At 46.2% G+C, this 26,468-nt stretch carries 22 protein-coding genes and 3 pseudogenes; 17 read left to right on the forward strand and 8 right to left on the reverse strand.

All coding sequences use genetic code 11. The annotated features are described in order from the left end of the window. Positions 1 to 152: 152 nt before the first annotated feature. The 4 genes from U2F10_RS32350 to U2F10_RS32365 all read left to right on the forward strand — a co-directional run bounded on the left by U2F10_RS32350 (position 153) and on the right by U2F10_RS32365 (position 6,627). Positions 153 to 932, forward strand: a complete 780-nt coding sequence (locus U2F10_RS32350) for a DUF928 domain-containing protein (RefSeq protein WP_499874374.1) — start codon at positions 153 to 155, stop codon at positions 930 to 932. 249 nt (positions 933 to 1,181) lie between these two features. Further along, complete coding sequence (locus U2F10_RS32355) at positions 1,182 to 3,596, forward strand: CHASE2 domain-containing protein (protein WP_499874376.1); 2,415 nt, start codon at positions 1,182 to 1,184, stop codon at positions 3,594 to 3,596. Positions 3,597 to 3,866: 270 nt separating this feature from the next. Further along, positions 3,867 to 4,211 carry a DUF4870 domain-containing protein gene (locus U2F10_RS32360; protein ID WP_163669746.1) on the forward strand — a complete coding sequence of 115 codons (345 nt, stop codon included), beginning with the start codon at positions 3,867 to 3,869 and terminating at the stop codon, positions 4,209 to 4,211. Positions 4,212 to 4,428: 217 nt separating this feature from the next. Beyond that, a complete protein-coding gene (locus tag U2F10_RS32365) occupies positions 4,429 to 6,627 on the forward strand; it encodes a hypothetical protein (RefSeq protein WP_499874378.1) in 2,199 nt (732 codons plus the stop codon). Between the two features lie 39 nt (positions 6,628 to 6,666). Here the strand turns inward: U2F10_RS32365 and U2F10_RS32370 are convergent, their stop codons facing one another. Further along, positions 6,667 to 7,020 (reverse strand): putative quinol monooxygenase, encoded by a 354-nt coding sequence (locus U2F10_RS32370; protein WP_163669743.1) that lies wholly within the window; start codon positions 7,018 to 7,020, stop codon positions 6,667 to 6,669. A gap of 191 nt (positions 7,021 to 7,211) precedes the next feature. On the opposite strand from U2F10_RS32370, the pseudogene U2F10_RS32375 reads away from it, so the two are divergent. After that, positions 7,212 to 8,140 (forward strand): annotated as a pseudogene (locus U2F10_RS32375) (IS1595 family transposase). Between the two features lie 23 nt (positions 8,141 to 8,163). On the opposite strand, the gene coaE reads toward U2F10_RS32375, so the two are convergent. From coaE to U2F10_RS32390, 3 genes are all read right to left on the reverse strand, one after another. Beyond that, entirely contained in the window at positions 8,164 to 8,769 is a 606-nt protein-coding gene (coaE, locus tag U2F10_RS32380; protein WP_163671821.1) for a dephospho-CoA kinase, read from the reverse strand. Between the two features lie 8 nt (positions 8,770 to 8,777). After that, the gene (cobA, locus tag U2F10_RS32385) at positions 8,778 to 10,310 is read right to left on the reverse strand and encodes a uroporphyrinogen-III C-methyltransferase (RefSeq protein ID WP_499874379.1); all 1,533 of its coding nucleotides are present in this window, start codon (positions 10,308 to 10,310) and stop codon (positions 8,778 to 8,780) included. A 79-nt stretch (positions 10,311 to 10,389) separates the two neighbouring features. Beyond that, positions 10,390 to 10,941, reverse strand: coding sequence for a universal stress protein (locus tag U2F10_RS32390; RefSeq protein WP_499062002.1), 552 nt, complete (start codon positions 10,939 to 10,941; stop codon positions 10,390 to 10,392). A 622-nt stretch (positions 10,942 to 11,563) separates the two neighbouring features. Between U2F10_RS32390 and U2F10_RS32395 the strand changes: the two genes are divergently transcribed. Next, complete coding sequence (locus U2F10_RS32395) at positions 11,564 to 11,707, forward strand: hypothetical protein (protein WP_163669737.1); 144 nt, start codon at positions 11,564 to 11,566, stop codon at positions 11,705 to 11,707. Positions 11,708 to 11,960: 253 nt separating this feature from the next. Next, positions 11,961 to 12,962, forward strand: a complete 1,002-nt coding sequence (locus U2F10_RS32400) for an ABC transporter ATP-binding protein (protein WP_499874381.1) — start codon at positions 11,961 to 11,963, stop codon at positions 12,960 to 12,962. Here the strand turns inward: U2F10_RS32400 and U2F10_RS32405 are convergent. Beyond that, positions 12,919 to 13,170: a hypothetical protein gene (locus U2F10_RS32405; protein WP_499874382.1), complete on the reverse strand. Its 252-nt coding sequence runs from the start codon at positions 13,168 to 13,170 to the stop codon at positions 12,919 to 12,921. The two genes, U2F10_RS32400 and U2F10_RS32405, sit on opposite strands and share 44 nt — an antisense overlap. Positions 13,171 to 13,333: 163 nt before the next feature. Here U2F10_RS32405 and U2F10_RS32410 point away from each other — a divergent pair, with 163 nt between their 5' ends. The 5 genes from U2F10_RS32410 to U2F10_RS32430 all read left to right on the forward strand — a co-directional run bounded on the left by U2F10_RS32410 (position 13,334) and on the right by U2F10_RS32430 (position 18,496). After that, positions 13,334 to 13,465: an element excision factor XisH family protein gene (locus U2F10_RS32410; protein ID WP_163669734.1), complete on the forward strand. Its 132-nt coding sequence runs from the start codon at positions 13,334 to 13,336 to the stop codon at positions 13,463 to 13,465. Between the two features lie 130 nt (positions 13,466 to 13,595). Then, positions 13,596 to 14,177, forward strand: coding sequence for a Uma2 family endonuclease (locus tag U2F10_RS32415; RefSeq protein ID WP_163669732.1), 582 nt, complete (start codon positions 13,596 to 13,598; stop codon positions 14,175 to 14,177). A 72-nt stretch (positions 14,178 to 14,249) separates the two neighbouring features. Further along, positions 14,250 to 15,023: an ABC transporter permease gene (locus U2F10_RS32420; protein ID WP_499874383.1), complete on the forward strand. Its 774-nt coding sequence runs from the start codon at positions 14,250 to 14,252 to the stop codon at positions 15,021 to 15,023. Positions 15,024 to 15,093: 70 nt separating this feature from the next. Beyond that, entirely contained in the window at positions 15,094 to 17,790 is a 2,697-nt protein-coding gene (locus U2F10_RS32425; protein WP_499874385.1) for a hypothetical protein, read from the forward strand. A gap of 76 nt (positions 17,791 to 17,866) precedes the next feature. Then, positions 17,867 to 18,496 (forward strand): LysE family transporter, encoded by a 630-nt coding sequence (locus tag U2F10_RS32430; RefSeq protein WP_163669705.1) that lies wholly within the window; start codon positions 17,867 to 17,869, stop codon positions 18,494 to 18,496. On the opposite strand, the gene U2F10_RS32435 is transcribed toward U2F10_RS32430, so the two are convergent. Both U2F10_RS32435 and U2F10_RS32440 read right to left on the reverse strand, forming a co-directional pair. After that, on the reverse strand, positions 18,493 to 19,623 hold the full coding sequence (locus U2F10_RS32435) for a glycosyltransferase family 2 protein (protein ID WP_499874530.1): 1,131 nt from the start codon (positions 19,621 to 19,623) through the stop codon (positions 18,493 to 18,495). The two genes, U2F10_RS32430 and U2F10_RS32435, sit on opposite strands and share 4 nt — an antisense overlap. Beyond that, positions 19,517 to 19,954, reverse strand: a complete 438-nt coding sequence (locus U2F10_RS32440; protein WP_499874387.1) for a glycosyltransferase — start codon at positions 19,952 to 19,954, stop codon at positions 19,517 to 19,519. The genes U2F10_RS32435 and U2F10_RS32440 overlap by 107 nt, the downstream gene beginning before the upstream one ends. Positions 19,955 to 20,181: 227 nt before the next feature. Between U2F10_RS32440 and U2F10_RS32445 the strand changes: the two genes are divergently transcribed. From U2F10_RS32445 to U2F10_RS32465, 5 genes and pseudogenes are all read left to right on the forward strand, one after another. Beyond that, the gene (locus U2F10_RS32445; protein ID WP_163669694.1) at positions 20,182 to 21,525 is read left to right on the forward strand and encodes a Na+/H+ antiporter NhaC family protein; all 1,344 of its coding nucleotides are present in this window, start codon (positions 20,182 to 20,184) and stop codon (positions 21,523 to 21,525) included. Between the two features lie 126 nt (positions 21,526 to 21,651). Continuing rightward, a complete protein-coding gene (locus tag U2F10_RS32450) occupies positions 21,652 to 22,629 on the forward strand; it encodes a phosphate/phosphite/phosphonate ABC transporter substrate-binding protein (RefSeq protein WP_163669692.1) in 978 nt (325 codons plus the stop codon). Between the two features lie 75 nt (positions 22,630 to 22,704). Continuing rightward, the gene (locus tag U2F10_RS32455; RefSeq protein WP_499874389.1) at positions 22,705 to 24,024 is read left to right on the forward strand and encodes a histidine kinase dimerization/phospho-acceptor domain-containing protein; all 1,320 of its coding nucleotides are present in this window, start codon (positions 22,705 to 22,707) and stop codon (positions 24,022 to 24,024) included. Between the two features lie 69 nt (positions 24,025 to 24,093). Beyond that, positions 24,094 to 25,005, forward strand: a pseudogene (locus U2F10_RS32460) (GGDEF domain-containing response regulator); the annotation flags it as partial. A 171-nt stretch (positions 25,006 to 25,176) separates the two neighbouring features. Next, positions 25,177 to 25,983, forward strand: a pseudogene (locus U2F10_RS32465) (putative bifunctional diguanylate cyclase/phosphodiesterase); the annotation flags it as partial. Positions 25,984 to 26,092: 109 nt separating this feature from the next. Here U2F10_RS32465 and U2F10_RS32470 read toward each other — a convergent pair. Further along, positions 26,093 to 26,446, reverse strand: coding sequence for a hypothetical protein (locus U2F10_RS32470; RefSeq protein WP_499874390.1), 354 nt, complete (start codon positions 26,444 to 26,446; stop codon positions 26,093 to 26,095). Between the last annotated feature and the right edge of the window lie 22 nt (positions 26,447 to 26,468).

The following is a 26,468-nucleotide window of genomic DNA, read 5'->3' on the forward strand; positions in this document are numbered from 1 at the left end:
AAAATCTCCTTTACTTAAAATCTTTGCTGTTGATGATTTAGAGGGTAAATCGATCTAGCAGGATTATCCAAAATCCTTGATTTTTCAGATTGAATCCTTCCAAGAATCAGTACAGCCAAATCTTTTTCATTTTCCATTGATATCAGATACCTATGAAACGTTCTCTACATAACCGCTTGTGTCTGGCTCTACTAGGAATCTTGTCGTTTGGGTCAGTGATTAATTTTGGGTCAGTAATTAATACGGTAGCCCAGGCTAGTCCTGCGCCATCCCCTGGTCCCATGAGGGCGTCGCGTCCGGCAACCGCCACTCCCTTAATTATGTTTGAACCGCCTACTGATGAAAAGGTAGATAATTCTCGCGGTGGAGCCTCTCGCCCTGCAGACATAAAATGTATGCAGGATGCATCCTATGCGTTTCCGATGACAGCACTGGTGCCCCAGTCTGGGGTAGGGTTGACGACGTCTCCCCACCCCACCCTGATGGTTTATGTGCCTCCCACAATGGCCACTCAGGCCCATTTAACGTTGAGAGATGACGAGCAAAACGGCGTATATCAAAGCCGTCTACAGATTCCTCAAACCGGGGGGATTCTTAGGATTTCTTTACCGATGGATAGTCCTGAATTGGTCGTGGGGCAAACGTATCATTGGTCCCTGGCACTGCTCTGCCAGCCCACGCAAACAGATCTGCCCATCACCAGTGGTCAGATTCGTCGCATTGACCTGTCTGATAATGACTTGCCCCCTCAGCAGCCCTTGTTGTCCCAGGCGGTTATTTACGGACGGGCTGGTGTTTGGCATGATATGTTGTTAAGCCTGGCACTGCTGAAGGAACGCCAGCCTGAGAGCAATGCTCTCAATGAGAATTGGATTGAGTTGCTCCGGTCTGAAGATTTAGGTGCGATCGCAAACACCCCATTTCTTAACTAGCATTGCATTACCCTATAAAAACTCAGATAAGTCTCCCATCAGTTAGGCCATGGAACTGGTAGAGAATTGAGTCATGGGTTTTCTTGTTTCTCATTGTTTACCCTACAATTTGCGCTTGAGTGACCACGATACATCCGCTAATTTGCCTCCTTGCCTGTATGAAAACACATCAGCTACCCTGCTCTGCAATAATGCAAGAGTCGCGCTGATAAAAAGAAGAGAATGCACAGTACTTTTCAGATGACTTAGATGCGATGGATTGCTGCACTGTTAACAACGCCAATTGTGGCTGGTGTCGTCATCGCCATACGCTTTACAGGCGCGCTACAGTTATTAGAGTGGGCGATCTATGACCAATACTTTCAACTACGACCAGTAGACCCCATTGACGAACGAATTCTGCTGGTCACCATTGAGGAATCTGATATCAGTCGTCTCGGTCAGTGGCCTCTCTCTGACGCCACACTGGCCCAGCTGATTCAAAATCTCAGACAACATCAACCTGCTGTCATCGGTTTAGACCTGTATCGCGACCTACCTGTGGAGCCGGGGCATCAAGACTGGGTTGAGGTGATGACGTCTACCTCTAATCTGATTGGTGTCGAGAAAGCCATTGGCCGCACAGTGGCCCCCCCCGCTGAGTTAGAGAGCCAGGGACAGGTGGCCCTGACGGACTTGCTGGTGGATGCGGATGGTAAGTTTCGGCGAGGATTGTTGTCCCATGCCAATGCAGACGATGAGCTCCGACTGGGGCTGGGGGCAGAGCTGGCCGTGCGTTATTTAGCCATGCAGGGAGTTCCCCAGGAAGTGGTGGATGCGGACCAGAAAATTTATCGTTTGGGACAGGCGATCCTCAGGCCATTGCGCGGTAACGCTGGTGGCTACATTCGCACTAACGCTGGTGGTTATCAGATTCTGATTAATTTTCGCGGCCATGCAAACCAATTTCCCCAGATATCTGTAACTGAGGCCCTGAATAATCGTCTAGAGCCAGATTTGGTTCGCGATCGCATCGTACTTGTCGGCGGCATGGCCACCAGTCTCAATGACTTGTTTTATACGCCCTACAGCAGTCGCCTGATCAATACACCAGAAGCGACGGCAGGAATGGTACTCCATGCCAATCTGGCCAGCACTCTAGTGAGTGCAGCCCTGGATGGCCGGGCAGTGCTGCGGGTGTGGGCTGACCCCATAGAGGCAGTCTGGATTTTGATCTGGTCTGGGGTGGGAGCCCTGGGATACCAGTGGCTATTGGAATCCAAACGAGATAGTACCCGGAGGTTTACCCGTCTGGCTATTTTGATCACCGCTGTAGTATTGGCAGGGGGTGTTTTGTCAGTCAGTAGCTATCTAACATTCCTCGGTGGCTGGTGGATTCCGGTGGTGCCTCCATTTTTAGCGCTGATTGGGTCTGCAAGTGCGATCGCAGGCTACGAAATCCTCAAATTACAACACTATCGCACCGAGTTAGCCCAACAAAATCTCAAACTTGAGAAAGACAAAATTCGAGCTGAAGCCGCATCCCAAGCCAAAAGTCAGTTTTTAGCCAAAATGAGCCATGAATTTCGGACACCGCTTAACGCGATCTTAGGCTTTACTCAGCTAATGGGACAAGATCCATCATTAACGACACAACAAAAAAAGTCTTTAGACATTATTAATCTTAGCGGCGAGCATCTCCTCAATTTGATTAACGATATTCTTGAGATTTCTAAAATTGAAGCTAACCGGGTTGTATTACATGAAACCAGCGTAGACCTGCACAGTCTGTTGGATATGCTCAAAGCCATGCTAGAGCCTAAGGCCATGGCTAAGGGGCTAAAACTCTATTTTGAACGAACCCCCAATGTGCCCCAGTTTGTGACGGCGGATGAAGGCAAATTACGACAAGTATTAATTAACCTATTAGATAACTCAATTAAATTTACTGAGGCCGGCACTGTTATTCTGCGCCTTTCAGGTACCATGAGCAAACAGTCTCAACTTCTGTTGCACTTTGCAGTAGAAGACACTGGTCCCGGTATCGCTCAGGAGGAAGTGTCTACTCTGTTTGAGATTTTTACCCAAGGTAAAGTAGGGCGAACTTTTTTAGACGGGGTAGGATTGGGTTTACCCATTAGCCAGCAGCTGGTTAATTTAATGGGAGGAGAAATTACCATTAGTTCCGTTTTAGACCGAGGAACAATATTTAAGTTTGATATTCCAGCCAGCCTAGAACCGTCCTTTCAGCATCAACCTCCCCCTGCCTACCATGTCAGTAGTCTGGCTGCGGATCAAGCACCTTTACGCATATTAATTGCTGATGATGAGCCGATTAGTCGTAAGTTACTCAACAAACTATTGACATCGTTAGGATTTCAGATCCGTGAAGCCACCAATGGTCAAGAAGCCGTTGCTCTCTGGGAAAGTTGGCACCCCCACTTCATCTGGATGGATATGCAAATGCCCGTGATGAATGGCTGCGAAGCCACTCGCCAAATTCGGCAGAAAAGCCAAGAGGCCAATATCTCTTCGCCTACTATTGTGGCACTGACTGCCAGTGCTCTGGCTCAAGATCGAGAAAAAAGCCTGGGAGCTGGTTGCGATGATTTTGTCAGCAAGCCATTTCGCCGCGATGAGCTGTTGGATAAATTGTCCCAATATTTAGGTGTGCGTTATCAGTAGACCGTGTACGGGCGGGTCGACATTACCCACCCGTAAAGAAGATTAGACAACCAGCCAGTAGCAACGGGAGCACGACCTTAGAAGGGCTTATCTATTGTAAATAATTGCAACTGCATGTAAATGCGTTGCAATCCTACCGTCTGATCAGGTGTAATTGCCCTGAAATAATGGGTCCGCTTCATTGACTGTCACCGACTACGGTTTTCCCTAACGGATACCTTGAGACTATCGACTACTATAAAGTCACAGCAAAAAAGAAACGTAAACATCATGGATGCAACCTTTGATAGCGATAAGCGCAAAGTCTTGTCAGCCCTGGCCCATGGCTCCATCTTTCTAAGTCAGCTAATATTTTCAGCTGGCATTCCTGCTGCGCTTTGGATTGTTTCTGATGACCCAGTTGTGAAGGAAAACTCTAAAGAAGCCTTGAACTTCCACCTGAATATCTGGATCTATAGTTTTGTCGTAGGTATTTTGGTATGGATCCTGATTGGCTGGCTGCTTGTCATTCCCCTAATAATTTTTCAGTGGGTTATGCCAGTGCTCGCAATTTTGGGAAGTTTCAGTAACCCTGATAGTGCCTTTAAATACCCATTTATTATTCGCTTTCTGTAAGTCAGCGTAGACATCTCTGCTCAAGCTCTTTACAAATCAGGGCTTGAGCTTGAAATGTTTTTTCGTGTCCGAGTAAATACTGAGATGATTTCATCATTTATTGACACTTAAAGACTTGACTAATCTCCTGATGGGTCTATGGCCAGGATGAATACTGTAATAAGTAGTCCAACATCTTAGACGGACTGCTTTTTTCGTAACCCATTCGGCAACCCCTGTGAATAAAGATCGCTGGTTTAATTGGACTGAATACGCACTGCTCGTAGGCTCTGGTGCTGGAACAGTTGCCTCCATGGCTACACAACAGGCACTGTTAGCTGCGGCCCCTTTGTCACTACTAGCTGGTTTAGGGTTAATCAGCCGCAGACAGCTACAATCGAGGCTTTCCCAGAGCGAGTCAGTGATGTTGTCGGTCAACAGCACCTTAGATAACCGGTTGCACGATATGCAAGAGCAACTGGAAGATGTGCCCACCCATGAACAGCTTCAGGCCGTGCGGCAGTCAGTCGTTGCTCAGAACCAGCAAGATATTCTGAGTTTATCCCAGTTATTTGAATATACGCGGAACATGTTGCTGGAAAAAATTGAACAGCAAGAAGTTCCAGACTTACAGGAGCTGCACCAGGACATTGGGAAACTGAAGGAGCACTGCACCAAGCTAGGGATTAACCTCAAGGATGTCAGGTCTCGCTGTCAGCAACTTGCAGACACCAGCCGCCTTGAAACAGCTGAGTCGATGGTGACAAAGCTCAAGGCTGAGTTGATGCAGTTGCGAGTTCATCTGGAAGTCTTTGGGGCAGATACAAAGAATAATTATTCTGGCCTAAATGACAAGCTTCAATATTTGAAACAGCAGGTGCTACAGCTCACAACTGATGAGCGCCAATCGTTACTCAAAGCCGAGGTGCAGGAGCTGGTTAAAACGGTTTCAGATATGGTCTCTCGGGATGAGTTTTTGGCACTATCAGCTCGATTGCAGGAAATACAGGCTGATAAATCAGCCATGCTGCAGGCAGCTCCCAGCTTTACTAATGAGCCATCAGTCCCGGTAGCGCGATTACAACGGCGGGTTGATTCCTTAGAGCAAGAAATGAGCACAGTAACTAACTCTGTGTTAGAGGCTGTGGCTGAAACATTAGGTCCCTTGCACAATCCAACAGGTGATGTCTTTGCCCAACTGCAAGAGCGTTTAGACGCTACGGATCAGCAAATGAGCACTATCACCGAAACGGTGCTACAGGCGGTGGCTGAAACCCTGGAGCCATTCCAAACATCACTGTCCTCTGCGGCTGAGAGTCAGTGGCTATTCGACTTTGACAATGTGGAAGGTAAGTCAAATAGTCGACGGGCCCTAGAACAACTTTTGGCCAAGGCTCAGAAAAGAGTTGTGTTGGTTTGGCCTTGGGCTGACAGTGTTAACCTTGATGCCGATCTGCTACAGCAACTACGTCAAGTACTCGATCGCAACTGTCGCTTGGATATTGGCTGGTGCCACCAAGGAGAGAATCGTGAGCATCCCTTACTACGCAGCATTAGCCAACGTTGGAGTGAAAGTAACGCTCGCCATCGTCAGCTAAAACATGCCCTTAATCAGTTATTACCCCTCAAGCAAGATTATCCAGATCTGTTTTCTTTTAAGGTTTTGGGTACCACCGAGAACTTTATGGTGTGTGATTCCACCTCTGCCCTGATTGGCATGCAGGCCCTATCTACCCAAACCAGTCTCTTTCCCACCGTAAAGCTTAAACTGCACACGACTGATCTCGGTGTGATTCAGCCCCTGATTCAGCGTTTTGAGAATCCTGTCATTAACGCTGAAGATACCGGTGCTTACTTTAATCGCGGCATTACTCGCTACGATATGCGTGACTTTGCCGGAGCAATTGACGACTTTACCCACGTGATTGCCAGTAGCCCTAGTGCAGCTGCCTACAATTGTCGTGGTGTTGCCTGGATGGAGATGAATGACTATGCCAGAGCTCTTAAGGACTTTGGCGATGCCATTCACTTGAACGCTGGATTGTTTGCCGCTCGCTGTAATCGAGGCGTACTGAGAATAGATATTCGGGACTATGATGGTGCCCTGGATGACCTGGCCGCTGCTTCTGAGCTTTGCCCCCAGAGTGCTATTCCTTACTTTTATCAAGGGCGAATTTTCCAATTTCAGGGAGAGCTCCGCCAGGCGGTGGGAAAATTTGGCTTAGCAATTGAGCGACAGCCTAAGCTAGCACTGCCCTACTGCTACCGGGGCGCAGTCTATCAAAAACAGGGTAAGGTGTTGCAGGCAATTGCTGACTTAGAAACAGCTGCCCGTTTACTGCGGGCCACTGGCGATTGGAATAATCTGAAACAGGTAGTGCGCAAGTTAGCTCGGCTTAAGCAAATACTGCAGATAAATGCGCCAGTGGCAATCTAGCATTATGAACTTTCGGTGCCCTGTTGGGGTTGTCTATGTTTAAGCAACAACGGCATGGGCAAGCTGACCCATTAAGCCAATTTCACTGCAAACTTCGTAGAACTTTACGTCTGGTGGTGCGGCAAATAGACCGGATAGCTCCCTAACAATTTTTTGATAGGTAGGGTTCTGATGGGCATCCATATCTTCGACGTTGTCCCACAAAATTACGGCAATGCCTCTATCGGTGCCTGGCTCTTGGAAAAGATAGGCTCCTTGAAAGCCATCACCATTACCATAGGTGGCAACAGCCTGTTCATAAAGCTGTCGGGCCTCAGAGAAACGACCGGGTTGGAATTCGCCAATGGCAATGTAGGCCTGTTTATGTTTAAGAAAATCGGTAAAGTCGCTCATAGTCATCTCACGGTTCAGTTGTAGGGAACTTCTAGTGTGGAGCAACAGTTATGAGGTGCTGCAAATTTGTGACGTTGGTTTGTGATTCTTAGGGTTGATTTACGGTTGGCTCAATAGCTGTTTCAGGGAGGTTGCTAACTTCAAGATGAGCAGGGTAGTGTCAGGGAATAAAGCCCCCGGTCAGACTACCTATGCTAACGCTTTCTAAGTTAATCGATGAGAACAAATGCTACGAGACTATTCGCACGATGCGTTGGCCTGAGGGCGTTTGCTGCATTGATTGTGGCGCGAAAAGCATTACCAAACGAGGGAAGCATGATACCTATTCGGCACGGCAACGCTATATCTGTGGTGAGTGTGGTCGTCACTTTGATGACTTAACCGGCACCCTCTTTGCCGGTCGTCATCAACCGTTACATATCTGGATAGCGTGCCTATATTTGATGGGTCTCAATGTGTCTAATCAACAAATTGCCGAAGAGTTGAGTCTGCATAAAGATGATGTCCATCAGATGACGAGTGAATTACGTCAAGCGGTGGCCGATAAGCGTCCAGAAGTCCAGTTATCAGGAACGGTGGAGTTTGATGAAGTCTATGTGACAGCAGGCCATAAGGGGCAGCCAGAAAAGGTCAAAAAAAAGGGCGTAAGGGACGCAGACGGAAACTCAAAGGGCTTCGGGGGCGCGGTACGCTCGAAACGGAAAAACCGCCGATCTTCGGGATGATTCAGCGAGGCGGAGAGGTGGTGATTAAAATGCTGTCGAATGTTCAACAACAAACCATCAAACCGATTATTCAGTCAATAGTAGAACCTGGCACCCTTATCTATACTGATGAGTATGACATCTACGCTCGCTTAGAGAGTTGGGGCTATACTCACAAAAGTGTTTGCCACAGTGCCGGAGAATATGCCCGAGATGACGATGGCGATGGATTCTGTGAAGTCCATGTCAATACGATGGAAGGCTTCTGGTCATTGCTGCGGTCATGGTTGAGACCCCATCGAGGCATCTCACAAGAAAAATTACCGATTTATTTGGGGTTCTTCGAATTTGTACACAATGCCAGAAAACGGGGTAAAGCCTTGCTAGGCAGTCTATTGACTACATTGCTTGTCTAGCTCCCTGAAACGTCGATTGAGCCTTACGGTTTTGTTGATTTGGTAGACAATAGAGCTACATCAACCTGCTGGTAGAGACATTTTCTATCCTTAGAATTATCGAGCACCCAATCAGCCTGGGCGACTTTCTCACTGAGGGGAAGCTGATGGTTAATGCGTGCTGTTGCTGCACTTAGGGAAAGTGAATTACGGGACATCAGTCGCTGTTTTTGTTGTTCAAGGTTACAAACAACTACCCAGACTTCGCTAACTAGATGGGTTAGTTTAGCTTCAAATAACAGTGGAATAGCGTAGACCAGGGTTTGATTAGCAGGATACTCACGACGCACCTGGTTGAATCGCTGGCGGACAAAGGGGTGGATTTGCTGCTCAACCCATTGTTTCTCATCGGGCTGATTAAAAATAATGGTGCCCAGCTGTGGACGATTGAGGGAACCATCAGCGAGCAAAAGGTCATTCCCATAGCGCTGGGCTAAGGTACACAAGATGGGAGAGCCGATGGCCACTGCTTCACGGGCATAAACATCGGCGTCAAGAATAGGCAGGCGGTGGGTGGTGGCAAGATAGTCAGAAACAGTCGTTTTACCGGTGGCGATGCCTCCGGTCAGACCAATGATGCGCTGGTTTATCGATCCATTCATGGGCCATCAGCCCAGGCGACTAGGGCATCGGTCAGACCCTCTAGGGTGTAAGTCGTGGCTTCAATATCTACGCGTCCCAGGTCTTCCAGGCAAGTTTTTGTGGTTTGGGGACCAATGGATGCGATCGCAACCCCTTCCATATATGTCATCCACCCCTCACCAAACTGAGCCATCATCAGCTGTTTAAAATGTCGCACGGTTTTAGAACTGGCAAACGTGACAGCATTAACCAGACCTTGCTGCAGAGCTGTTACGGCCTCAACAGCCATTGTTTCAGGACAGCCCGACTCATAGGCAGCCACCTCTGTGACGATGGCCCCCTGACTGGAGAATTCTTTAACCAGAATATCTCGCCCCCCTGTCTCTACCCTTGGAAACAGAATCTCTAAGCCATCTACAGGCACCGGAAAACTCTCTACCAGATCATCAGCCACATAATTAGCTGGAATGAAATCAGATCTTAACCCCCGTTCAGTCAAAATCTTGGCCGTTTTTTTACCCACAACGGCCAGTTTCAGATGGGCCAATTGCCGCAGATCGTACTTGTTCTCTAACAACCGATCTAAAAAGAAATTAACAGCATTGGCAGAGGTTAAAATTAGCCAGTCAAACCGCTGTAAGTTTCCCAATGCCTGATCTAATGCAGTCCAGTTGGATGGTGGTCGAATTTCTAACGCAGGCATATCAATCACCGTGGCACCTTGGTGATTGAGCATTTGAGTAAACGCGCTGGATTGTCCCACAGCACGAGTCACGAGAATTATCTTGTCATCTAGGGACAGCTTGTCCTGGGATAGATTGTCAGTCGTCATCGGCGGATGCAAAAACTCTCGCAAGCGTACCACCTCACCGATGACAATAATGCAGGGCGATAGCCGTTCACCCTTTGTAAGCTGGGTAATGTTGAGCAAGGTCCCCTGCCAACATCGCTGTTGCGGCTGACTAGCCCATTGAATGATGGCGATGGGGGTATCACCATGGCGTTCGTGGATTTGCAGCTGATAGCAAATTTCCCCCAGATGTCGCCCACCCATTAGAAAAACCAAGGTTTCTAAATTGGCCACCTTAGCCCAGTCAAGGGCTTGCAGGTCATGGGCGGTAAAAACACCAAACCCATGGCTGAGAGCTGGATCGGTCAATGGAATGGCATTTAGCAGAGGAGCTGCTAGCGCTGATGATACCCCAGGAATTACCTCAAAATTGCAGCTGGCGCTTTTAAGGGCCTGAATTTCTGCAGCTGCACGGCCAAAGATAAACGGGTCACCACTTTTGAGCCTCACCACCTGTTTCCCCTGTTGACAGTGGGTGACCAGTAACTGATTGATCTTAGTCTGGGGTGTACTAGGCTGACCGCCGCGTTTGCCCACATGGATGGTTTCGCATACAGGAGATAGCTGCAACAAGAGTCGCCTATCCACCAAGGCATCGTAAATTAAACAGTCCGCTTGCCGCAGTACCTGTTGTCCCCGCACAGTCAGGTAGTCGATATTGCCTGGCCCTGCGCCCAAGAGATAAACCTTGCCGCTCACGTTTGATCGCCCCCTCTTAATAGACCTCTCTTAATAGCCCCCCTTTCAGATATCTTGCTGGCGTTTTACCCATCGATGCCTATGTATTTTTTGGTGTAATACTAGGCGTGGCAATGCTTGGAGTCCCCTTAGCACTATGCCCCATAGCTTGTTGACCAATGCCTTGGACCGTTAGCACTGAACAAGGGGCATGGTGCATAACATAGTTGCTGACGCTACCCAGTAACAACTCACTAAAGCCAGTGCGACCGCGGCGACCCATGATAATCAGGTCAGCCTGCCAACGGGTTGCGACCTCGCATAGGGCCGTACCAGCGGTACCCAGCGGGCAATCGTATTCTGCCTTGAGACCCTGGCGATGGACAAACTCCGTTTGCGATCGCAGCCAGTGTTCAATTTCCTGTTTGCGCTGTTGCCAGCTAACTATATGACTTTGATATAACTCGCTGGTCCAAACACCCTGCATGCCTTCCATACTTAAATAGATAGGCTCGGGATAGCCAACATCCATAGGTGGAATGACCGTAACAAGGTTTAGCCGAGCGTTGGCCTTGGCTAAAGCAATAGCTTCTTCCAGGACGTTACGGCTACTGGTACTGCCCTCTAAAGCTACTAAAATTCGTTGAAACATAGCGACTATTCTCCTATACACGGACGGCGTGGGGGTAAACAATCGTGCCTTTATTATCGATTACTTATTACTCAAAGATTCTAAAAAATTCTGTAGTTACTAAAAAAACTATCAATTGAGAAATATTAAGTTTTTAAAGATCGTTTATGCCCCTAGACAGCGACAATGCTTGGGCAAAACATAGGATCTAGCATCCTTTAGATTAAATAAAAATATAATCAACATAAAGGATAGATTGCATCCATAAAAATAGCTCTCAAGAGTTGTAACCACCAAGATTTCTAACTGTTAATTCTATCAATACCGACTATGGAACTTGCTATCAATGCTTGATAAGTAATATGAACAATGCTTTCAAGTCTTTGCTTACCGTTGTTTAACGTGGAGCTGGAACCCTAGAATACAAACAGTTCAAATGGTCAAGAAATTATAGTAAAAGAGTTCCATTGCTCTAGATTACTATTCCTTAAAACTGATCTTTTGCAACTCTCGTTTCCTTGTTTAGCCACAATTAGTGATACCCCAAACTTCAGGTTGCTGAATTAACTAAAAGCTAATGACTTGATTTGAGGTATCTACATATTTCCCACCCCAGTTAATACTCATTGAGAGGTTAGGAATCATGCATGTTCTTCGTTGGTTAGCGACTAGTTTTGACTATATTTTTGGCGCAGCCATTCGTATTTTCGGTCCAAATGATGATGCCTATCCAACTATTGGTGTGCAGCCCTATGAAGGCGACCCCTATTCTTCTGGTTGGATCTAACTAATCGGTTGCTGTTACCCAGCTCATTACGTCAAGCTCATCGAGAATCGATATGCTCCTCTAGGGCTCTGGTATTACTGCCAGAGCTTTTTCATTAGTGTTCAGCATGGGCTGGCTAATGCAGGTGTGACCTAATTTCCTAAGCGCTGCAACGGTGTACTGTTCGCGTTACGATAAGGTTGTCGATTAAAAAATCTTAAATATCCATGGGTTGGCAATGCTGACGGCAAACAAGTGGATGGAGTAACGCTTAATGACGCTTTCTTTGCCTATGGGTTTAATGGGGCCTCAGTCCGAGTTAGATAGCCGCGTAACCCTAGATGTTCAACACCTGAAGAAATCCTATGGTCGCGGTAAGCGAAGATTTGAGGCAGTGCGGGATGTCTCGCTGCGCATCTGTGCCGGTGAGGTGCTGGCGTTTTTAGGGCCCAACGGTGCTGGCAAAACAACGACCATCAAGATGATTGGCGGTCTGGTGCGACCTGACGCTGGGCAGGTCAGCATTGATGGTTTAGATCCCCATCGTCAGCCAGCCGCACTTAAACACGTTGGGGCCGTTTTAGAAGGTAACCGTAATCTTTACTGGCGGTTAACGCCTTTAGAAAATATTGAGTACTTTGGTGGTTTACGGCAGGTACCTCGGCGTTTGGCACGACAACGCGGTGAACAACTGTTGGAACAGTTTGGTCTCATTGAAAAACGTAAAACACCTGTGCAAAAACTGTCGCGAGGGATGCAACAAAAACTTGCGATCGCAGTTGCCTTAGTACATCAGCCTACACTGTTATTGTTAGATGAACCCACACTGGGACTGGATGTGGAAGCTAGTGAAACTGTGAAAACCCTAGTGCGAGACATTGCGGCAGCGGGCTGCGCTATCTTGCTGACCACCCACCAGTTAGATGTGGCTGAGGAACTTTCACATCGGGTTGCCATTATTCGTCAAGGCCAAATTATTACAGAGCAACCCACACTCTCCCTAATTCAACAGTTTTCTGGAACAACCTATCGTATTGACTGTGGCCAACCCATTGATGTTGGGCGCACCCAGAAAATTGTGCACCTTGGCGGTACTGTGCATGATAATCAGGTGCATTTTCCAGGCGAGGCCCTCTATGAATTACTAGATATTCTTCGGCCTTTACCCATTAGAGAGATTCGACAAGATCGGGCTGATTTGACCGATGTATTTCTGTCGTTGATTCGTGATGCTAACGATAATCGCGATGAACAAGGGTTGCTAACAGACCAATGACGAGCACGCTAATCATTGGGGATGATTCGGGTATATCTTGAGCGCTGTTGCTGTGATCAATTAAGCGGCCATAGCCATCACCCCCAACCCCGTCATTAGCCGCATCAATGCTGTAGGTCCAACCCTGGTGGAAGGTACCCGCACAGGCAACATGGACAACAGCTAGACTGCTTAGGGTACAACCAATGAGCAACAAAAATGGTTTCATAGGCGATCGCCAGTATTCATGTTTAACCCTGATGTCAGTGCTATGGTGCAGATATGATCACGCATTCCAAACGCTGCACGGTCTTAATGCTACTGATGGTTGGCGATAGCGCTCCCGCAGAATTACCGACTTACCTTACAAAATAAGGACTTTAAATAAGTATATGCCTGCAAAAGACTTCTACAATGATGTTATGCGCAACAGCCTAATGAGAGATGGTTGGACGATTGCTTACGCTCCCTTTCGTTTGCCGGTCGGTAGTTTAGCTAGTTTTTTTGAACAGAGAAAGGGTTAGGATTTAATAGACTTTGAACTTAATCGGTAATCGCTATAATTATCATCAGGCTTGTGATTCAAATTCAAGGTTTGCCCCTTGGTTTGCCCGTAGGCCACAATGGATCGGTTTTATCTGAGACAACATTGCTATGGTAGCCATCAAGCAGTCTAATTATTTTTCACCAGAAGACTATCTTGAGGCAGAGAAATCAAGCCTGGTTAAACATGAATACCATGATGGTGATGTTTATGCGATGGCGGGTGCCAGCGATGAGCATGTCACCATTGGAATTAATATTACGTCCTTACTGCGAAGTGCTTTGCGAGGTAGCAACTGTCGTACCTATGGATCTGATATGAAAGTTCAGATCGATGCGGTCAATCACTATTATTATCCTGATGTGATGGTGAGCTGCGATCAGCGTGATCGAGAGTTTAAATACTTTAAAAAATATCCAACTCTAATTATTGAAGTTCTTTCAGAGAGCACTGAGGCTAAGGATCGGGGTAAAAAATTTGAGCATTACCGACATCTGGAAACATTGCGAGAGTATGTTTTGGTAAGTCAAGCTCAGCAACAGGTTGAAGTGTTTCGGAAAAATGAGTCAGGATTATGGGTGTTGCATCCGTTTGGTAAGGATGATGAGGTTAAACTGATGAGTGTAGATATAAGGTTTTCCATGGCATCCCTATACGAAGATGTTGAATTTGTAGCCACTTTCAATGATTGATTTTGCGTCATATTATGGAGGCGAGTGGGATTATCAGGAAAATATAGACAACCTGTCCCATATAGATTTTGCATGTTTAACCTACTCATCGGCGAGCTGAAAAGAACGTGGATTCAATTCATTCGTTACCCCAGTGAGATCATTGGCGGCATTGTTATTATCACTACCGTTTTTTACGGTCTATTTGTGAGTGCACAATATATGGCTGGTCCGGCGATCAACTTTGGTGATCGTCTAGATTCTGTGGTGGTGGGCTATGTGCTGTGGACGCTGGCGCTATATATCGTCAATGACATTGCGTTTAATATTCAGGCTGAGGCTCAGACCGGGACTCTAGAGCAGATTTTTCTGTCACCCTTTGCGGCCCCGACAATCTTTTTTGCACGTGCGATCGCAAGTCTAGCCCTACGAATGACCATCATTGTCCTCATCCTGTTTATCCTGATGAGCATTACCGGCAGCCAACTATCGTTTCCGTTAGGGTTAGTTTTTCCATTGCTCACACTGTTGATGGCAGCCTACGGTCTTGCTTTTGTTATGGGGTCCTGCGCATTGGTTTTTAAGCGTGTGCAACAGATTTTGCCAATCTTTCAGTTTGCTTTATTGTTCCTCCTGGCAGCCCCCACTGAAGAATGGAGCGGTCGTGCTCGGATAGTTGCAAATTTCTTGCCGATGTTGCCAAGCACAGGGTTACTGCGCGATCTGATGGCTCGTGGAGAAGGATTGGATATATCTTTGCTTGGTATTGCCCTAATTAATGGTGCGGCCTATTTTGGGATTGGTTTACTGGTGTTTGGTTGGGCTGAGCGCCAGGCAAAACGTAAGGGAATTTTGGGCGGATATTAGAAGTTTCCGATAGCGCTAGCTCAAAGAAGATGTGCCATTATTGGGGTAGATTCTCAATAGAGCTAGAGTTATGAAGCTTGCGAGTGTGACAGCGTTACTTGTCTTATCGATAGCTCAATCTGCCCGTTCAGAGCTATTGTTTGATCGAGGATTACCTTTCAAGCACATTAACAATGAGGCTGGAGAAGGGCGTAGTAATGTCCGTTGGGCCGCAGGCTTTGATAATCAAAATTTTTATGGTGACGACTTTTCCATTGGTGAACTTGGAGAACGCTATCGTATTGATCATATTCGCACATGGGTAGTGCTGGGCTATCGAGAAGACGATCTCCCGGCTGAACCCGGTGAAGTGGGTGACTGGTTTAGTGAGGTGAGATTGCTGGGTGGCTTGCCAGCTGCTGAACCTTTGTCAGTAATAGCTTTGGGAGAGCTAACCAAAGGTTCAAGTGTGATCAATAATTCCAATATTGAGCTGAGCCGAGTTACCTATCCCAATGCTACAGGCTCGAATTACCATAATTTTGGTCGAGATATCACTGTTTGGCAGCTTGATTTTTATGATTTGAACTGGGTTGTTGAAGGCGGTAGACGCTATAACTTTTCAGTACAAGGCGTGGGACGTCCGCTAGAAAAGCGAGATTATCTGCACGGATGGTACAACCATGCTACTAGTGCTCAGTACAGAGTTTCACCCCAGCAGGGTGCCGACAATCTGATGCTGGTTTTTAGCAATGAAGGTGAATTTGTTCGTGTTGCAGAGGCTGAAGAAAATTGGGATAAACCGTCGGATATTAATATTCAAATCTTCGGTGAGCAGCTGGCAAATAGTGGCTCACTAGCTGTAGATACTCCCAATGCTCTGATAGAGATTACGAATAATCTGTATCAGGCAGAATTACTGTCAGAACGATTTCGTCAATGGCTACTGATTGAGATTGAGCAGGGAGTGACCGATCGTAAATCCAGGCTCTTGGCAGCAGTCGCTGGACATGCATTAGAAGAAAATAGTGGCAGCTATTTGCCTGAACAGTATGTAGATGTAGAGCTTTCAACTGAGGATTCCGCGCTAGCAGCAAGTATTCTATCTCGTCTACCAAGTTTCTTGATGGAATTTATCACTGAGTTTGAAGAGACTTATGGAGTATCGACAACAGATGGGTTGTCCGCTGAAAAGAAGGAAGTCTTTTTTCGAGAATTTGAAGCGGCACATGGCTTAAATGGTGAAGACTTTGAAGCACTTATAGTCGAGAGTGTTCAGGGAGTTTTTACTGAATCTTTTGGAGAGTATCACGGTGTGGGGATAACTAATCTTGGAGACGTAGAAGAACAACTTAGCCAGCGCTTGGCAGAACTTGATAGTACCGGCATTCTAGATAGATCTGTATATGATCATTTACAAAATAAGCTCTCAAACTACGAAATTCTATCCACATTTGAACTGTATGAGAGGGCTCTAGACTTAACAATTACTCTAGAAAATCTTCGGCCACCTTACATCAATGAACGATTAGACTCACTGCAGCAAGCAACTATTCTTTTACCTGAGTCTCAAACAAATCTTTTGGCTGCATTAGAAACAGAACAAATCACTAGTGAGATTGAGTTCTTTAACTATATCGACCAAGCAACTCTGTTGAATATGGATGAATACCCTGCCCATCCTCAGCTGTATTTGCCGCGAGTCTATGAGGATGTTGCCCAAATGCTGAACGGGGTAGATATCCTAGAGAACGACTTCGGTACCTTTCAAGTAGTAGACGCAGTTGAAGGATCCAGCTACTTTAGTGGGTCTGGCCCTTTTATTGCCCATGGGACTTTGGTTTCAGTGGACGGCGAAGACATTAAAGAGGAACTAGATGACGTGGTACCGTTGTGGGCCGACGATTGCCGATTTCACTGCGAGCTAGCGATCTCAGCTAAGTTTAGCAATCGTACCTATCAACAGGCTGGTGTGTATGCTCTGCTCGAAGAGATAAAAGGTGACTATGATATCTACTTTGAAGAATTGTCTGCCTTCTTTAATCAGGTTTTACGTGATCAAAACTCTCCCTATCGCCTCTATACGATTGGTCCATCATTCGACCCAAGGGTATTTACAGATGTAAGAACGCTTGAGTCTAATGACAATCGGCTAGGATTTATTGCTCTCACCGAAGACCAAAAAGCGAATTTCTTTGACAGAAACCACATTGCCTTTAGCGACAGTAGTTTATACAGTGAGCAACCTGGTTTACGTAGTGAAGTCGTTGGCAAAATAGTAGACTCGCTAGAAACAACTGGTGTTCTAAGCCATTTGAATGATGAACAAATCGCGCTTGGTAAAGGCCGTCTGGCTCAAAACTATGTTACGCACAGTGGTCAAATTCTCAGTGTGTTTGATGATGTGATTTACAACATTTTTAGTCTGTCGGGTGAAGGTGATGGGCTATATCAAGAACTAACGCTAGCCTTAGCAGACATCTCACGCGGAGCGTTTCAGCCTTCTAATTTTGAGCTTGTCTATGATGAGGTGTCTCAAACTGAACGGTATTCATTTGATGTGAATGGTAATCGCTATAGCAAATCCTTCCAGGCAGATAATGAATGGGCGTCAATTTCGGACATCGTTTTATTTGTCGCAACGACTACTGCTAGGGAAAATTTAGAGGGAAGGTTCTATCAGTTGAAAGACCAATACGATACCCTCTCTGGATATATATTTTTATCAGATGCCCAGTACGAGGCCCTAAATGACTTCGGGGTCTTTGATATACAATCTATTGACTAGGCAGTTGGTGTTGATTTACTCTGCAAACGCAGTTGCTCTGGCCTAAGCTATATCTGATGAGATTTAGGCTAGACTTATGACATTTTGGGCTGGATGGTTAACGGTATTTATTATGGGTTTGGTGGCTGTTATCACCCCTGGACCCGATTTTGCGCTGACATTGCGGAGTAGTCTAGCCTATTCGCGGCGAGCTGGCGTGTATACGGCAGTGGGCATTGGTTTGGGGAATACCATTCACGCCACATACTGTTTAATTGGCATTGGCGCACTGATTTCCCAATCCATTTTGTTATTCAATGGGCTCAAGCTGCTGGGGGCTGGGTATCTAATTTACCTGGGCATCAAATCTCTACAGGCCAAACCTGTCAGAACCGAATCTCTACAAGATAATCGACGGATTGTCAGTGCATTTGCTGCTTTTCGATTGGGGTTGTTTGGCAATTTACTAAACCCCAAAGCTACACTGTTTTTCTTAGCTCTATTCACTCAAATTGTGCAGCCAGAAACACCATTCGCAGCTCAGGCTCTTTATGGTGGCACCGTGGCATTACAATCCCTTGTTTGGTTCTCTTTACTAGCATTATTAATTTCTCAGCGATGGGTAAAACAGCTGTTAATGGATGTATCTCACTGGTTAGAGCGGGTAACGGGAGCGTTATTAATTTTGTTAGGGCTACGGCTGGCGGTGACTAAGCTTAGCGACTAACGAGTTTGAAACACGCTCAGGCTGAATGTGTAGACATAGCCTGTCAGGAATAGCACCAAGAAAGGAAGTGAGAAGTAGTGGTGATTGGTGAATGCGATCGCAATCGTCAGCACCAAATACACCATCATCGCCAGCTCTAAATAGGGCACCCAATTTTTAGCCGCTCGATACTTCTTGTCGATCCAGCTTTCCTTTTTGCCAATTACACCATGCTTGGGTGTGCGGATAAAATCCCTATTGTTACGCAATAGACCATCACACACAGCCAGGGACTGATTGATGCTAAGGCCAATGCCTACGCCCATTAGTAAAAACAGGTTCCGTAATATATCCCAGGAAAACAGTTTTTTCCTGGGCTGTTGTAAGGAGATTAAATAAAAGCTGACTAAGCTAATGCAGGTTACTAAAGACAGTGGTACGTAGAAGAATATGGCATACTGCCAACGGTAAGGCATAACATAGAGCTGATATGGCAAAGAGAGTAGAAGCATCAGCAACATCAACAGATAGTTGAAGTTGTTGGTCAAATGAAAGAAGGCCTCCCATTTAATATGGGCCGGGAAGTCAGCCCGTAAAAGAGACGGCAATAGCAGCTTTGCCACCTGGCTAGATCCCTTAGCCCAGCGAAACTGCTGGGATTTAAATGAATTCATCTCCATGGGTAACTCTGCAGGTACCCTGATATCTGGTAAGTAGATACACCGCCACCCTTGCATTTGAGCTCGATAAGACAGATCTAAATCTTCGGTAACCGTAGAATGTTGCCAACCGCCTGCATCTTTAATGGCATTGATCCGCCAAATGCCAGCGGTGCCATTAAAGTTAAAAAAACAGCCTGTGCGGCTGCGAGAGGTTTGCTCGGCAACAAAGTGTCCGTCTAACATCAGCGCCTGTAATTCCGTTAGCTGAGAATAGCCACGGTTTAGATGCCCCCAGCGAGCCTGCACCATGCCCACCTGGGGGGCTGAAAAATAGTGCACCATTTTGAGCAATGTGTCTGGTGGTGGAACAAAGTCAGCGTCAAAAATGGCGACAAGTTCCCCCTTTGCCAGGTTTAAACCATGGGCTAGGGCTCCTGCTTTTAAAGCCTTGCCGCTGCTGGCGATGGATATGATGAATATCCAGATTCTGTTGTCTGAGCTGCTCTACCTTTTGCTGACAGACCTCTTGAGTTTCATCCGTTGAGTCGTCAAGCACCTGGATTTCTAATTTGTCGATCGGATAGTTCAGCTCACCAACAGCTTTTAGTAGTCGCTCCACCACATACATTTCATTAAAGATGGGCAGTTGGACAGTGACTTTTGGTAGCGTGGCGTCGGTGTAATACTGCTGCGGCTGCGATGCTTGATGTCGATAATGGTAGAACCGCCAGATAATTAGTAGCCTGTGGAAGCTATAAAGGGCAATGATGCATAGGATTAAGTCATAGGCATTGGTGACAATGTCAGACAGGCTCATGTATTTAATACTGATGTTGTTAGGCGGGCTAAGCTGCCAGCAGAGGCATTATAGTCAACGAAATTATGAATAGGCTGGGAAAAAGCTTAGCGGTTGCTGATTTAAGGCAATAAATCTATCTAAAAATTCTCCGATTGCGCAAAAAATCCATTAGGGCCTGGCAAAGCTGAGAACTGTCAGACGCATAATGGATGGGATGGGTAAATCAACCAATATTGGATGCCTCTATGGATATTGTATTTGGCTTGTTAGCTGCATTTGCATTGCTGTTGATCAGTGCACTACAGGGAATAGCGCTAGTGTGGCCATTGGCGGGTGCGATCGCACTATTCATCCTTATCCACCTACATCGCGGCTATGGGCTACTGACACTCCTACGTTTCTGTTGGCAAGGAGCTAGACAGTCCTGGCCTGTGTTTAGCATTTTGCTACTCATTGGTGCCCTCATGAGTAGTTGGCTCGCTGGGGGTACCGTACCAGCCCTTGTTTACTACGGCACCCAGTTGATTGCCCCCCACTACTTTGTACTGTCGGCCTTTATCTTGACCGCATTAGTATCCACCTTACTTGGCACCTCCTTTGGGGCTGCTGGCACCATTGGTTTAGCCTTGATGATCATGGCCCGCAGCAGCGGTATGCCCCAGCTTAATTTGGTGGCTGGGGCCATTATTGCCGGAGCTTATGTGGGCGATCGGTGTTCTCCGCTTTCTTCCAGCGCCCATTTGATTGCAACAGTTACTGACACACGCATTTACCAGAATCTGAAACAAATGCTGTTAACGTCTCTGCTGCCCCTATCACTAACGTTACTGACCTATGGCATATTTTCCTGGTTCTATCCATTAGAAATCTCTCAACAGTCCGACATTAGTCGACAAATTGCAGCTACGTTTGATCTCCATGGTGTAACACTTGTTCCGGCGTTACTGGTGTTGGCACTGGCAGCGATACGCGTGAATGTAAAACTTACGATCAGTCTAGGTTGGGGCGTGGCCGTTATCTTAGCGATCGGTCTGCAACACTATTCTCTTACAGATATTCTCCGCTTTACCCTATGGGGTTTTCGACTGGAATCTAGTTCCGAACTAGATTCTATTTTGTTGGGCGGCGGTTTATGGCCCATGCTAAAAGTTTGTGCTGTTGTTTTATTGTCAACCGCCCTATCAGGACTCTTGAGCAATACCCACAGCCTGGACCGTGTAGGACGTTGGTTACGCATAGCGCAACAACAGCGTACTCTCTTTGCGGGCACAACCTTAATTAGCCTGCTTTCAGGAGCCTTTGGCTGCACCCAAACCATTACTATTTTACTTACCCATCAGCTGGTATCGCGTCAATATAAACAACAGGGCCATAACGCCCAGCAAGTAGCCATTGATCTAGAGAACACAGCCGTTGTGCTGGCACCCATGATTCCCTGGAACATTGCGGGGTTAGTCCCCGCCACATTACTGATGGCTGGTCCGGGCTTCATTCCGTTTGCGGTGTATCTCTACCTCGTTCCCCTCTGTAACTGGCTCTGGCCTGCTCGCCTAGGGTCTGTACCTGTGCTAGCTACCGTTCAAAAATAAGTCCTGGCCTTAATCGCATCCTCCCTGTTAGTTTGCAAAACGCCGGAGGCACTATTAATAATAGGGCAGCTTGATTTATTACTCAGTTTGTTGCCAACCTCTGTCGTTCGTATTCAGTTCCAACCCATGCGCTTTACCCTCTCCAGGTGTATTCGTTTGCAGGTAGTGCCTTTAGTTTTACTGAGCTTGGGAATAGCTTGCGGTGCGCCTGTGCTTGATTCCACAGATGTGGAGATTACGGATACCCAACCAACACAAAATGCTGCTCCTGTAACCGGAGACCCCGTATACTTTGGAGTATTAGCCATTGACAGTGCGGTCTCTGTAAACGAGCGCTACGGCCCCCTGCTCAATTATCTATCAACTGAGATTGGTCGACCTGTTGAGCTAGTTATCTTATCTCAAGAAAGTCAGTTCACTAAGGTTGCAGAAGAAGCATTAGATTTCACTACGAATAATCCCTTGGCTGCCGTACAGATTCAGCGACTTTATGACACTGAGTTCTTGGTGACCCACACTCGCCCTAAAACCGGTGCTCAGTTTAGCGGTCTGATTGTCGTCAATGCTGATAGTGATATTACATCTATCCAAGACCTGAAAGGCCGAAAAGCAGCCTGTGTTAATTTTCAAACAGCAGCAGCAGGATGTACATTTCAGATTTATCACCTGTTGCAAAACGACTTTGATCCCCATAAAGAGTTCAGCAGCTTTGTGGAAAACAAATCCCAAGATAATATTGTTCTCGCTGTGCTCAATGGAACAATCGATGTGGGCTTTATTCGCACGGGACAGCTAGAGAAAATGGTCAATAAAGGACTGCTTAACGATTTGGGTGAAATACGGGTTATTGATGCGGCAGACGATGACTTCTTTTATCCACACACAACCGAGCTGTATCCTGAATGGCCCATCGCAGCCCTATCAAGTACCGATCCTCAGCTGGCTGAACAAATGCAAGCCGCCCTCCTCAGACTGCCGACTGATCACCCTGCTTTAACAACACTAAAAGCAGATAGCTTCATCCCAGCAGTCAATTATGACTCATTAAATCGCTTGGTGGAGACCTTAGAACTCAAAAGTTGGGATGCTGATCCAGTTGAGTAATGACCACATTTTTATAAACAGAATATTGACTTCTATCACAGATATTACATTTATTTGTTATCAGATTCGACCAGTATGAAGGATCTGTGTAAGTGGTTAATGCGTCAGTTTAAAAATAGTGTGTCATTACGCTATCTGACGACTGTTAGTTCTTTTGTGCTGGTGGTGCAACTAATTTTTAGCCTACTACAAATACAGCGCAATCAGGCACGACAAATGGAGATCTTGCATAAGCAGGTACAAAGTAATACTAATTTTATTCGAGATATTGCCCCGGAAGCTATTTTTAATCTCGACTTTCTCTATTTAGAAACGTTGATGCAACAGACAGCTGAAGAAACTGATGTTGTTTATAGCGTCATTATCAACCAGAATGGCAAAGCGCTCACTCGTTACCTCAATCATGAACATCCTCTGATCAAGTCTGTAATACAGAATACTGACACACCACAGGATGACATTCTAAGTTTACTAGCAGCGGTTGATCGATTGCCACTTGTGCATAAAAAACAAGTATCGATTGCATCCTATGGGCAACCCCTAGGAGAAGTACACATCGGATTCTCGACTCAACGAGTGCGCTCAGAAGGTTTCAGAGCTGCTGTGAATAGCATCATTACAGCTCTATCGGTAAGTTTGTTACTCGCTGTTTTAACAATTTTATTATTTAACCGACAGGTGCATGGGCCTTTAAAGTCCCTAAGAAAGTTTGCACATGGCTTTGAAGAAGGAAACCTCAGTCAGCGCATTCAAATTCGATATCCCGACGAAATTGGTCAGGTGGGGCGAGCATTGAATCGTATGGCTGATCAACTTCAGGAAAACTTGGTGGGACTTGCTAAGGCAAGAGATCAGGCAATTGCTGCAAATAAAGCAAAAAGTAAATTTTTAGCCAACATGAGCCATGAGTTGAGAACACCATTAAATGCCATTTTAGGCTTTAGTGAGCTAATGACCTATGAGAGTGACACAACGCCTGCCCAAAAGCGAAACCTTGAAATTATTAATAACAGTGGGGAGCATTTGCTATCACTGATTAATGACATTCTGGAAATGGCAAAGATTGAATCTGGTCAGGCATCTATTGAGTCTATCGCGTTTGACTTACATCCTGATGAAGGGGATGCTCCCACAGCAACCGCTGAGAACGCAATCCCCCCTTTTAAAGCGGTTTTAGCTGAGGATATTCGTGCCCAGATAGCTGCTATGCCTCAAGACTGGCTGACACAGATACATGAAGCGGCTGTTCAACTCGATCATGAGAAAACCTCCACTCTGATTCAACAGATCATGGACAGTCACCATGAATTGGCTATGCAATTACACACTTGGGTCACTAACTTTAGGTTTGACAAGATCACCAATTACACGACTGACATTTTAGGACTGACCTAGAAGGGTCAATCTATCTCATTTAATGGTATCAAGTGTTCATTTTAACTCTTAATATTACAAGGAATTAGCATGACCAGTAATATTCTCTTAGTTGATGATACACCTCAAAATCTTCAACTGTTATTTAACATATTACTCAATCAAGGGTATAAGGTTCGCTGCGCAATCAACGGTGCTTTAGCCCTGAAGGCGATTGAATCCTTACCGCCCGATCTGATTTTGTTGGATATTAATATGCCAGATATGGATGGCTATTCCGTATGTCGTCAGCTGAAAAGTTGTCAAAATACTCAAGAGATTCCAGTTATTTTTGTCAGCGCTATGGGAGAGACGCTCGATAAGGTAAAAGCATTTGAATCTGGCGGTGTTGACTATGTCACAAAACCATTCCAACTTGAGGAAGTATTAGCCCGCATCTCTACCCATTTAAGCCTTAAACAGGCCCAGGCTGAGATAAAAGTGCTCAATGAACAACTAGAGCAGCGGGTTGTGGAACGCACCCTTCAACTCCAGGAAGAGATGGCTGAACGTCAGCGAGTGCAAGAAAAGCTGATTTATCAAACCACCCACGATCGGCTTACGGATTGCTTAAATTTACCTGGATTTGTCAAAGTCCTAGAACAGTCTATGGACCAAACCCAATTTTTATCGGAAACCTATGCCGTTTTGAGTTTAACGTGTGAACGCTTTCAACGTATTACCAATGCATTTGGCCACCTAGTGGGTGACCATCTACTGTTACAGGTGGCACATCGCCTTAACCATGGTTTCTCTGACCAGGCAGTAATCGCTAGAATTGAGAGTGATCGATTTGTGGTGTTACTAAAGGGCCTTGCAGCTAACCGGGAGATTGCTCAGCAAACTTGTTTAGCCATGGCTAAACAAGTTCAGGGAGAGTTATCAAAGGTGTTTATTGTTGATCATCATCAGATCTTCTTGCAAACAAAATGGGGGATAACCCTAGGACAACCCCATTATTCTAGAGCGGATCACATTCTGCGAGATGCTAGCATTGCCTGTTCTCAGGCTTATTCTCAAGGTTTAACTTTACCAGGGAGGACGGAGGGGAATATAGCAGCGTATTGTGTGTTTAATGCCCACATGCACGATCAGGCATTGGAAAAGGTGCAGTTGGAGAGTAATCTCAGACAGGCTATTGACCGCCAGGAGTTTATTGTTCATTATCAACCCATTGTCTCTCTTGCTACTGGAGAAATCCGAGGCATGGAGGCACTGGTGCGTTGGCAACATCCTGAACAGGGATTTATTTCACCGATCCAGTTTATCCCAGCAGCTGAATCATCTGGATTAATTGTTCCTTTAGGCGCAATTGTGATGCGTCAGGCTTGCGAACAGTTCCGTCAGTGGCAACAGCAGCATCCGTCTTTAGAGCAATTAAAGGTAAGCGTCAACCTTTCGGTACGCCAGTTCGCTCAACCAGATCTGGTAGAACGCATTCAACAGATGTTAGCAGACACAGATCTGCAACCTGAGAACTTACAACTTGAGATTACCGAAAGTGCCATTATGGAGAGTAGTAAATCAGCTGCATCTATTCTGGAAAGATTGCGATCGCAAAACATCCAACTGGCTATCGATGACTTTGGTACAGGCTATTCCTCTTTGAGTTATCTCACTCAGTTTCCTGTCGATACCCTCAAAATCGATCGAGCTTTTGTTAATCAGCTAGACCAAGATCCCAAACATGTCGGTATCTTCCAAGCGATTGTCACCCTGGCAAATACCCTAGGAATGGATATTGTTGCCGAAGGCATTGAAACAGATCTACAGCTACAGCAGTTGAGAACATTTGGCTGCCAATTAGGCCAGGGTTATCTCTTCTCTAAGCCGGTCGACAGTACAACCATGGCTAAGCTATTCACTCAGCCTGTTTGGTCCCATCATTGGCTAACGGATAATATTAAGAATGATAAAGGTAGGGTAGCCACCCTCCACTAGTTCAGTCGACATTGCTGCTCCTTAGGATGACTTTAGGTATGAAACACCGTTAAATAGCCATAGCTCTAGATCGGTGCATCTCCTAAATCAGCAATTGTGTGCAATCGAATCAGCGATATATTTTCTCATTGGGACGTTTGAAGCCTGCATTTGTTGGCCGATCATAGACGCCGAGTCTTGTCAAAAATCGACGGAAGCTAACATATACTAGCCATGCGCCGATGAGTGCGGGCAAAATGAAAGCCGCCATCGTGACCTTATCGAAATACTGACCTTCTAGAATTCTGGCTTGCCATACAATCACTATCCTGGCTGGGCCTGTTTCTGTAGATACCCAATGCGTAATGAAGGCCATGCAAAGGCCCAAAAAGCCGAGGGGGACAAGGCAGCCAAGGTTCTGTAACCAGTCTTTCAAGATTGGATGCATGGTTCTAAAGGGATACAGACCGGGGGAAGTCTGCATCAGTGACGAAGAAACTTATACC

Source organism: Leptothoe sp. EHU-05/26/07-4 (assembly GCF_043421015.1).
GTDB lineage: Bacteria > Cyanobacteriota > Cyanobacteriia > Phormidesmidales > Phormidesmidaceae > Leptothoe > Leptothoe turfae.